Below are 9339 nucleotides of genomic sequence, written 5' to 3' on the forward strand. Positions count from 1 at the left end.
GAGCGCCGCTCGTCGGGGCCACGCACCTCGGCGCCGAAGCCCATCGAGCGCGGCTTGCCGCGCGCCGACACGATCTTGTCCAGCCCGGCGAACGCGCCCCCGCAGATGAACAGGATGTTGGTCGTGTCCACCTGCAGGAACTCCTGCTGGGGATGCTTGCGCCCGCCCTGCGGCGGCACGCTCGCGACCGTGCCCTCGATGATCTTGAGTAGCGCCTGCTGCACGCCCTCGCCCGACACATCGCGGGTGATCGAGGGGTTCTCGGACTTGCGGCTGATCTTGTCGACCTCATCAATATAGACGATGCCGCGCTGCGCCCGCTCGACATTGTAGTCGGCCGCCTGGAGCAGCTTCAGGATGATGTTCTCGACATCCTCGCCGACATAGCCGGCCTCGGTCAGCGTGGTCGCGTCCGCCATGGTGAACGGCACGTCCAGCGTGCGCGCCAGCGTCTGGGCCAGCAGCGTCTTGCCGCAGCCCGTGGGCCCGATCAGCAGGATGTTGGACTTGGCCAGCTCGACATCGCTGCCCTTCGATCCGTGCGCCAGCCGCTTGTAGTGGTTGTGCACCGCGACCGAGAGGACCTTCTTCGCTTGGCTCTGGCCGATGACATAGTCATCCAGGATGGAGCAGATCTCGGCCGGGGTCGGCACGCCAGCACGACTCTTGGCCACGGCCGACTTGTTCTCCTCCCGAATGATGTCCATGCACAGCTCGACGCATTCGTCGCAGATGAACACGGTCGGGCCGGCGATTAACTTGCGGACCTCATGCTGGCTCTTGCCGCAGAACGAGCAATAGAGGGTGTTCTTGGACTCACCGCCAGCTTTGCTCATAGATCAGGCGACTCGGTAGCTGTCATGGATGGATGGTACGCGTCGGTGCCGGATGGTTCAACCATCCATGCAGGCAACGTCCGGGACCCGCCGGTCGTTCCACGCGCAGCACCTGCACCCGGAACGGCCGGCGACCGGCAAACGCATACCGCTTGGCAACGGTACTGTGGCACGAGCGTCACGCGGCTTTCACGTCGCGCTTCTCGTAGACCTCGTCGATCAGGCCGAACTCCCTGGCCTGCACCGCGCTCATGAAGGTGTCGCGCTCCATGCGCGCCTCGACTTCGGGCAGGGTACGTCCGGTATGGCGGACATAGATCTCGTTCAGGCGCTGGCGGATGCTGATGATCTCGCGCGCGTGGATCTCGATGTCGGTGGCCTGGCCCTGGAAGCCGCCCGAAGGCTGGTGGGTCATCACTCTTGCATGCGGCAAAGCGTAGCGCTTGCCCGGCGCGCCGGCACAGAGAAGCAACGAACCCATGCTCGCCGCCTGGCCGATGCAGATCGTCGACACGTCGGGCTTGATGTACTGCATGGTGTCGTAGATCGCGAGACCCGCAGTCACCACGCCGCCCGGAGAATTGATGTAGATAGCGATATCCTTCTCCGGGTTCTCCGCTTCCAGAAACAGGAGCTGGGCCGTCACCACGCTGGCCAGGCCGTCGTCCACGGGGCCCATCAGGAAGATGATCCGCTCCTTGAGCATCCGGGAATAGATGTCGTACGCGCGCTCGCCACGGCTGGTCTGCTCGACCACCATCGGCACCAGCTGCGCCATCGGCCCCTGCATCATCCGTTCCTCGTCGTTCGCGCCGGCAACGCACGTCCTTGCGCGGTCACGGCCATATGTAGCGTATCCGTCGCGAAGTTGAAGCCGTCCAGCACCGCCACTTCAGCGGAAACTTCCGGTTCCACCATTCGCCCCGAAAACGGAACGTCCGCGCGAGCACCCTGGCGCTCGCGCGGACGTCTCTCACGTACCGGTAGCCGAGCACAGCCCGGCCATCAATCCTGGATTAGGAAGAGCGGGTCTCGTCCGACGCCTCGGCGTCGACCAGCATCTCGTCCTCGTCCTCGTCGACCTCCTTCATCAGCTCCTCGGGCGAGACCTTCTGCGTTTCGACCTTGGCCTTCTCCACGATGAAGTCGACGACCTTGTCCTCGAAGATTGGTGCGCGGAGCTGTTCGAGCGCCGCCGGGTTCTTCTGGTAGAACTCGAACACCTGCCGCGCCTGGCCGGGGAAGCGCTGTGCCTGGGCGATCATCGCCTGCTGCAGCTCCTTGTTCTCGACCTTGACCTCGTTCTTGGTGCCGATGTCGGAGAGCAGCAGGCCCAGGCGCACCCGGCGCTCGGCGATCTTGCGGTACTCCTCCTTGGCCTCATCCTCCGACTTGTTCTCGTCGGCGAAGGTCTGGCCCTGGCGCTGCATCTCGGCGGTGAGCTGGTTCCAGATCGCGTCGAACTCCAGCTCGACCATGCCCGGCGGCACCTCGAACGGGTAGCGGTCGGCCAGCACGTCCAGGAGCGCGCGCTTCAGCTTCATCCGGGTGGCACGGCCATACTCGGCGGCAAAGCGCCCCTCCACCGCCTCCTTGAGCTTCTCCACGCTCTCCTGACCGAGCTTCTTGGCGAACTCGTCGTCGAGCTGGACTTCGCCCGGCTCCTCAATCTTGGTGACCTTAATGTCGAAGGTCGCGGCCTTGCCCTTCAGGTTCTCGGCCCCGTAGTCCTCGGGGAAGGTGACTTCGATCACCTTCTCCTCGCCGACCGAGGTGCCGACCAACTGGTCCTCGAAGCCCGGCACCAGCATGCCCGAGCCGATCACGACCGGCATGTCCTTGCCGGTGCCGCCATCGAACGCCACGCCGTCGATCTTGCCGGCGAAGTCGATGGTGATCCGGTCGTCCTGCCTGGCCGAGCGGGGCTCGGCCGGCTCCGCATAGGGGCGGTTCGCCTTGACGATGTCGTCCAGCGCCTTCTGCACGGTCTCGGCCGGGATCTCGGCCTCGTACCGGGTCAGCTCGATCGCCGCCAGGTCGACCTCCGGCGGGGTCGGCAGGTTCTCGACATGGAGCTCGAACTCCAAGTCCTTGCCCTCGTCGAACGAGGTGACCTCGACCTTGGGCTGCAGGGCCGGACGGAGCTGGTTGTCGGCGATGGCCTTCTTCGAGCCCTCGTCGATGCTCTTCTCCAGGATCTCGCCGGTGACCGAGCGGCCATACTGCTTCTTGAGCAGCGACACCGGGGCCTTGCCCGGGCGGAAGCCCGGCAGGCGCGCGGTCTTGGCGAGCGCGCTCAGCCGCTCGGTGACCTTCGTCTCGATGTCGGCGGCCGGGACCACCACCTTCAGATGATGCTTCAGACCGTCGGCCGAAACCTGCGTGACCTGCATTGAGCGCCCTCGAAACGACCAATGCCGGCGGCCAGCCCTCGGCCACCGGCTTCCATGGATAATCGCGGCCGGACGGATGGTGCGGACGGAGGGACTCGAACCCTCACGGGTTTCCCCACAGGAACCTAAATCCTGCGTGTCTACCAATTCCACCACGTCCGCGCGGTTCGACCCGTCACGGGCGTGCACGCGGATTCCCGCTGCCGGCTGGCCGCGAAGGTTGCGCTCCATAGCAGCGTTCGCCCGACGGCTCAACCCGCAGGGATGCCGGTCGGGCCGACGGGCCCGAGACTGCCCCTTTCGGCCGATCCGCGCTAGAAGCCAGCCAGCTTCACCGGGCAAGACCATGACCGACCGCGTACTGATCCTCGATTTCGGCTCCCAGGTGACCCAGCTGATCGCACGCCGGGTGCGCGAGGCCAGGGTGTACTGCGAGATCCTGCCCTGCACAGCGACCGACCAGCAGGTCCGTGACTTCGGGGCCGGTGCGGTGATCCTGTCGGGCGGGCCGGCCTCCACCCACGAGGCGCTGAGCCCGAGGGCACCGGACGCGGTGTTCGAGCTGGGCGTGCCGGTGCTCGGCATCTGCTATGGCGAGCAGACCATGGCGGCGCAGCTCGGCGGCAAGGTCGAGCCGTCCTCGCACCGCGAGTTCGGCCGGGCCACGATCCGGCTGGAGCGGCCCTCGCCCCTGTTCGACGCCATCCTGGAGCCGGGCGAGACCGCCCAGGTCTGGATGAGCCACGGCGACAAGGTGACCGCCCTGCCCAAGGGCTTCACCATCCTCGCCGTCTCGGACGGCTCGCCGTTTGCCGCGGTGGCCGACGAGGCGCGCCGCTTCTACGGAGTGCAGTTCCACCCCGAGGTAGTCCACACGCCGATCGGCGCCAAGCTTTTGGAGAACTTCGTCTACAAGATCGCCGGCCTGGCCGGCGACTGGTCGATGAGCGCCTACAAGGAGCAGGCGATCGGTCAGATCCGCCAGCAGGTGGGCGACGGGCGCGTCCTGTGCGGCCTGTCCGGCGGCGTGGACAGCGCGGTGGCGGCCCTGCTCCTGCACGAGGCGATCGGCGACCAGCTCACCTGCGTGTTCGTCGACACAGGATTGCTCCGCCACGGTGAGGCCAAGGAGGTGGTCGACCTGTTCCGCGGCCACTTCAACATCCCGCTGGTGGCGGTGGATGCGGGGCAGGAGTTCCTGGGCAAGCTCCAAGGCGTCACCGATCCCGAGAAAAAGCGCAAGATCATCGGCGCCACCTTCATCGACGTGTTCGACCGCGAGGCCAGCAGGCTGGGTGGTGCCGACTTCCTGGCCCAGGGCACGCTCTACCCGGACGTCATCGAGAGCGTCTCCTTCCGCGGCCCCTCGGTCACCATCAAGTCGCACCACAATGTCGGCGGCCTGCCGGAGCGGATGCGCATGAAGCTGGTCGAGCCCTTGCGCGAGCTGTTCAAGGACGAGGTCCGCGTGCTCGGGCGCGAGCTGGGCCTGCCCGAGATCTTCGTGGGCCGCCACCCCTTCCCCGGGCCGGGCCTGGCCGTGCGCATCCCGGGCGAGATCACGTCAGACGCCGTCGAGACCTTGCAGCAGGCCGACCGGATCTATCTGGAGGAGATACGGATGGCCGGCCTCTACGACCGGATCTGGCAGGCCTTCGCCGTGCTCCTCCCCGTCCGCACCGTGGGCGTGATGGGCGATGCCCGCACTTATGAGCGGGTCTGCGCGCTGCGCGCCGTCACCTCCGAGGACGGCATGACCGCCGACGTCTTCCTGTTCGAGCCCTCCTTCCTGGCCCGGGTCGCGAACCGGATCGTCAACGAGGTCAAGGGCATCAATCGGGTGGTCTACGACTACACCTCCAAGCCGCCCGGCACGATCGAGTGGGAGTGACCGACCCGGCCGCGGGCGGTTCGGCCATGCCTTGGCGCTGGTCGCCTTAGGCCGAAGGTCTTATGCTGAGATAGTCGTGGGCCTTGGCCGACTTCGCGGCCGCGGGCGCTTCGGCATCGATGAGAGGGAAACGAATGGGGCCGACTGCCGGTGTCACGGGCGTGCACGGGCGCGGCCGCAGCATGGCCGCCGCAGGCACGGTGCGCCGGAGCCGGCAGCGGAGGTGACGGCACCATGAGCGGCCCGGCACAGCGGGCGATCGGCCTCGACGACGTCCTCATCACCGCCGAGCTGGACCGCCGGCCCTCGCGTGAGCCCAACTTCCAGGCAGAAAGCGAGGCCCTGCGCGATCTGGCCGAGGTCATGGCGAACCGGCCGGGCCAGGTCCTGCAGTGCCTGGTGGAGACGGCGCTGCGCCTGACGGGTGCGGGCTCTGCCGGGCTTAGCCTACTGGAAGGAGATAGCACGCCCGCCGTCTTCCGCTGGATCGCGACCGCCGGCGCCTTCGCCGGCAGGGCGGGCGGCACCATGCCGGTCGACGCCACCCCATGCGGCCTAGTCATCGCGCGCAACGAGGTGCTGCTGTTCGATGAAGGTGGCCGGTTCTTCCCGGCAGTGCGTGATATCATCCCCCCGATCCGGGAGAACCTGCTCGTTCCCTTCCGTGTCGAAGGCCGGCCCATCGGCACGCTCTGGGTGGTGATGCACCACCCCGCCGCCCGGTTCGAGCAGGAGGATTCGCGCATCCTGCAGAACCTGGCCCGCTTTGCCTCGGCCGCCCACCAGCTGGTGCAGACTCTGGCGAGCACGCAGAAGAGCGAAGAACTGCGCCGCATCGCGCTGGAAGGCGGCCGCATGGGGGCCTGGCGCTGGGACATGCGCAGCGGCGTGATCCAGGGTGATGCCGTCTTCGAGGCGCTGTGGGACCTACCCCCCAGCGGCAGTGGGTGGCCGATGTCGGTCTTCGCGAGCCGGATCACGCCGGACGCCGAGCATGTGACGCCCGAGCTGTTCACCACGGAGATCGCACCCGGGCAGGAGTTCGACGGCCAGCTCCATGTGGGCGGTGCCACGCCTTCCGGCAGGTGGATCAGGTGGCGCGGCCGGGCGGAACAGGAGCGACCCTGGATCATCAACGGCGTCAGCTTCGACGTCACTGAGCAACGGCTGGTCGACGACCGGCTGACCCTCCTGCTGCAGCTGAGCGACGCGCTCCGGCCGCTGGCCGACCCGCCCGCGATCCAGGGCGAGGCCGCCCGCATCCTCGGCCGCCACCTGCGCACCGATCAGGCCTTCTACGCCGCCATCGACGAGGAGGCCCGGTTGGTCACGGTCGAGCGCGATCACGTCCTGGGCGAAGCCGCGAGCCTTGACGGCTGCCACCCGTTCGAACGGGTGGGCCCGCTGCTAGAGGCATTGCGGCAAGGCCAGCCGGTCGTCACCACAGGCAGCCCCGAGGGTCAGCTCGCGGCTGACCAGGCGGGCAGCGCCTGGCGGGCGCTGCTGGCGAAATCCCTGGCCTGCGTGCCGATCATGAAGCACGGCCAGCTGGTGGCCGCCATGGCCGTGGCCGACCGGCCGGCACGGCAGTGGCGGGCAGAGGAAGTGGCGCTGATCCAGGACGTGGCCGAACGCGCCTGGGAGGCCCTGGAGCGTGCCCGTATCGGGGATGCGGTCCGACGCAAGAACGCGGTGCTGGAGGGCATCAACCGGATCTTTAGGGAGGCGCTGGGCACCCGCTCCGAGGAGGAGCTGGCCCATGTCTGTCTGGAGGTAGTCGAAGACATCACCCAAAGCGAGTTCAGCTTCATCGGCGAGGTCAACGTCGCCACCAACCGGCTCGACGACCTGTCGGTCAGCGCGCGCGGCTGGCAGCACTTCGCCATGGAGGACCCGCGTTTTGCCCAAGGGAAGGCGCCCACCGGGCTCGAGATCCGCGGCATCTACGGCCGGGTCCTGACCGACGGCCAGGGCCTCATCGCTAATGACCCGGCTAAGCATCGGGATCAGATCGGCACGCCCAAGGGCCATCCGCCGCTGCACGCGTTCATGGGCGTGCCGCTCGTCCAGGACGGACGGGTAGTAGGCATGATCGGCCTTGCCAACCGCAAGGGCGGCTATCGGCCGGACGATCTCGAGGCCGCCCAGGCGCTGGCCCCGGCGATCCTGCAGGCCTTGTGCAACAAGCGCGCTGAGAACGCGCTGCGCAAGAGCGAGGAGCGCTTCCAGCAGTTCGTAGATGCGTCTTCCGACGTCATCTGGATTCGCAATGCCGCGACGCTGCGTCTGGAGTATCTGGGCCCAGCCTTCGAGGTGGTCTACGGCCAGCCCAGGAGCGAGGCGCTGCGGACAGGCACGGTGCGGAACTGGCTGCGGCCGATCCTGCCCGAGGATCGCGGCCGGGTGCTAGCGAACCTCCGGCGCGTCCGCCAGGGCCGGCAGGTGGCCCTGGAATACCGGATCCGGCGGCGCTTGGACGGCCAGCTGCGCTGGCTGCACAGCACCCAGTTCCCGCTCCGGGACGAGGCCGGGCAGGTGCAGCGGATCGGCGGGATCAGCGAGGACGTGACCGAGGAGAAGGCCACCGCCGACCGGTTGCAGGTCCTGGTCGCTGAACTGCAGCACCGCACCCGCAACCTCCTGGCTGTGGTCCGCTCGCTGGCCGACAAGACCATGCGGAGCAGCGCCACGCTCGCTGAGTTCCGCGAGCGGTTCCAGGATCGGCTGGCGGCGCTGGCCAGGGTGAACGGCCTCCTGTCCCGGCTGGACGATGGCGAGCGCATCGCCTTCGACGAGTTGCTGCGGGTCGAGCTGGCGGCACTCGGCATGCTGGAAGACCAAGCCGACCGGGTCGTGCTTGAGGGGCCGCCCGGTGTCGGCCTGCGCTCCAGCACCGTGCAGACCCTGGCCCTGGCCCTGCACGAACTGGCCACCAACGCGGCCAAGTACGGGGCCCTGTCCGGGGCGGGCGGCCATCTGGAGGTGCGCTGGTACCTGGAGCGGCAGGACGGTGCAGGAGCACCGCAGCTCGAGGTCCGCTGGCAGGAGCGCGGCGTGGCCATGCCCGAGCCGGGTGCAGCACCCAGGGGCGGCGGCTACGGGCGGGAGCTGATCGAGCGAGCGCTGCCCTACCAGCTCAACGCGAGGACGGCCTACGAGCTGGGTCCGGACGGCGTGAGCTGCACGATCATCCTGCCGGTATCGGGCACGCCGCCGGCCTCCGGCAGTTGTGGGAGGAAGGAGGGCGTCCATGGCTGAGGCGATGCTGGCGGGCCGGCGCGTGCTGGTCGCCGAGGACGAGTACATGCTGGCCGACGATCTCCGCCAGGCCCTGGAGGACGAAGGTGCGGTCGTGCTGGGCCCGGTCCCCCATCTGGGGGACGTGCTCGCCCTGATCGGCCAGCATCCGCAGATCGACGCCGCGGTGCTCGACGTCAATCTGGGCGGCGAGATGGTCTGGCCGGCAGCCGACCTCCTGAGCGAACGGGGTGTCCCCTTCCTCCTGACCACGGGCTACGAGCGCTCGAGCGTACCCAGCCGTCATGCCCATGTGACGCGCTGTGAGAAGCCGATTACCCCCGCCGAGATCGCGCGGGCATTGGCGCGGGAGGTCCAGGGCTGCGCAGCGGCGTAGCTGGCAGGGTGCAGTGCCGGTTCGTGCCTGCAAGCCCGCCGCCGGGCCGTCAGCCGATGGCGGGATGCTGCCGGTCGGCCTCCAGCGGGCCCAACACCAGCGGCGTGCCCCAGGGATCGGCCAGGACGGTCCGGTCGGGCGTCCCGCCGCGGGCCTGCTCCGCCAGGCGCTGTGCTGCCGCCAGCCGCGCCGGGCCGACCGCCAGCCGCACCTCGGTGAGCCCGGTCGAAGGCAGGTCGCGCGGCGGAGCACCCCGGCTGTTCCAGACATTGGCAGCCAGATGGTGGTGATAGCCATCGGCCGAGAAGAACACCGCACCCGGATAGCGGCAGGTGACGTCCAGGCCGAGCCGGCCGGCATAGAATTCCTCCGCCGGCGACAGCGCGCCCACCTGGAGATGGACATGGCCAACCACGGTGCCGTGGGGAGCGCCCTGCCAGTCCTGGTGGCCGCCGCTGGCGATCACGCCGTCCAGGTCCATCCGCTCGGTCAACATCGCGATCAGCCCGTCCTGCCAGCGCCAGCTCGCGGCCGGCCGGTCGGCATAGATTTCGATCCCGTTGCCTTCCGGGTCGTCCAGATAGG

6 protein-coding genes, 1 tRNA gene and 1 pseudogene are annotated in these 9339 nt (G+C 68.4%); 3 read left to right on the forward strand and 5 right to left on the reverse strand.

Translation table 11 applies throughout. The features are described 5' to 3' along the window. From clpX to EQG76_RS10510, 4 genes are all read right to left on the reverse strand, one after another. Positions 1 to 836: ATP-dependent Clp protease ATP-binding subunit ClpX (gene clpX, locus EQG76_RS10495; RefSeq protein ID WP_159713139.1), on the reverse strand; the 836-nt coding region annotated here is incomplete at its 3' end. Positions 837 to 1014: 178 nt separating this feature from the next. Then, the gene (gene clpP, locus EQG76_RS10500) at positions 1015 to 1629 is read right to left on the reverse strand and encodes an ATP-dependent Clp endopeptidase proteolytic subunit ClpP (protein ID WP_159713141.1); all 615 of its coding nucleotides are present in this window, start codon (positions 1627 to 1629) and stop codon (positions 1015 to 1017) included. A gap of 223 nt (positions 1630 to 1852) precedes the next feature. Then, complete coding sequence (gene tig, locus EQG76_RS10505; RefSeq protein ID WP_159713143.1) at positions 1853 to 3229, reverse strand: trigger factor; 1377 nt, start codon at positions 3227 to 3229, stop codon at positions 1853 to 1855. Between the two features lie 77 nt (positions 3230 to 3306). Beyond that, positions 3307 to 3391, reverse strand: a tRNA-Leu gene (locus EQG76_RS10510). 184 nt (positions 3392 to 3575) lie between these two features. On the opposite strand from EQG76_RS10510, the gene guaA reads away from it, so the two are divergent. The 3 genes from guaA to EQG76_RS10525 all read left to right on the forward strand — a co-directional run bounded on the left by guaA (position 3576) and on the right by EQG76_RS10525 (position 8754). After that, positions 3576 to 5120: a glutamine-hydrolyzing GMP synthase gene (gene guaA, locus EQG76_RS10515; RefSeq protein WP_159713145.1), complete on the forward strand. Its 1545-nt coding sequence runs from the start codon at positions 3576 to 3578 to the stop codon at positions 5118 to 5120. 234 nt (positions 5121 to 5354) lie between these two features. Continuing rightward, positions 5355 to 8378: a GAF domain-containing protein gene (locus tag EQG76_RS10520; RefSeq protein ID WP_159713147.1), complete on the forward strand. Its 3024-nt coding sequence runs from the start codon at positions 5355 to 5357 to the stop codon at positions 8376 to 8378. Continuing rightward, positions 8371 to 8754 carry a response regulator gene (locus EQG76_RS10525; protein ID WP_159713149.1) on the forward strand — a complete coding sequence of 128 codons (384 nt, stop codon included), beginning with the start codon at positions 8371 to 8373 and terminating at the stop codon, positions 8752 to 8754. The genes EQG76_RS10520 and EQG76_RS10525 overlap by 8 nt, the downstream gene beginning before the upstream one ends. 49 nt (positions 8755 to 8803) lie before the next feature. Here EQG76_RS10525 and EQG76_RS10530 read toward each other — a convergent pair. Continuing rightward, positions 8804 to 9339 (reverse strand): annotated as a pseudogene (locus EQG76_RS10530) (VOC family protein); the annotation flags it as partial.

It is taken from the genome of Geminicoccus flavidas (genome assembly GCF_009806515.1).
GTDB lineage: Bacteria > Pseudomonadota > Alphaproteobacteria > Geminicoccales > Geminicoccaceae > Geminicoccus > Geminicoccus flavidus.

Coding starts and splice junctions, on each gene's coding strand:
- clpP (WP_159713141.1), bottom strand. CDS start 1,629: ATGATGCAGGGGCCGATGGCGCAGCTGGTGCCGATGGTGGTCGAGCAG.
- tig (WP_159713143.1), bottom strand. CDS start 3,229: ATGCAGGTCACGCAGGTTTCGGCCGACGGTCTGAAGCATCATCTGAAG.
- guaA (WP_159713145.1), top strand. CDS start 3,576: ATGACCGACCGCGTACTGATCCTCGATTTCGGCTCCCAGGTGACCCAG.
- EQG76_RS10520 (WP_159713147.1), top strand. CDS start 5,355: ATGAGCGGCCCGGCACAGCGGGCGATCGGCCTCGACGACGTCCTCATC.
- EQG76_RS10525 (WP_159713149.1), top strand. CDS start 8,371: ATGGCTGAGGCGATGCTGGCGGGCCGGCGCGTGCTGGTCGCCGAGGAC.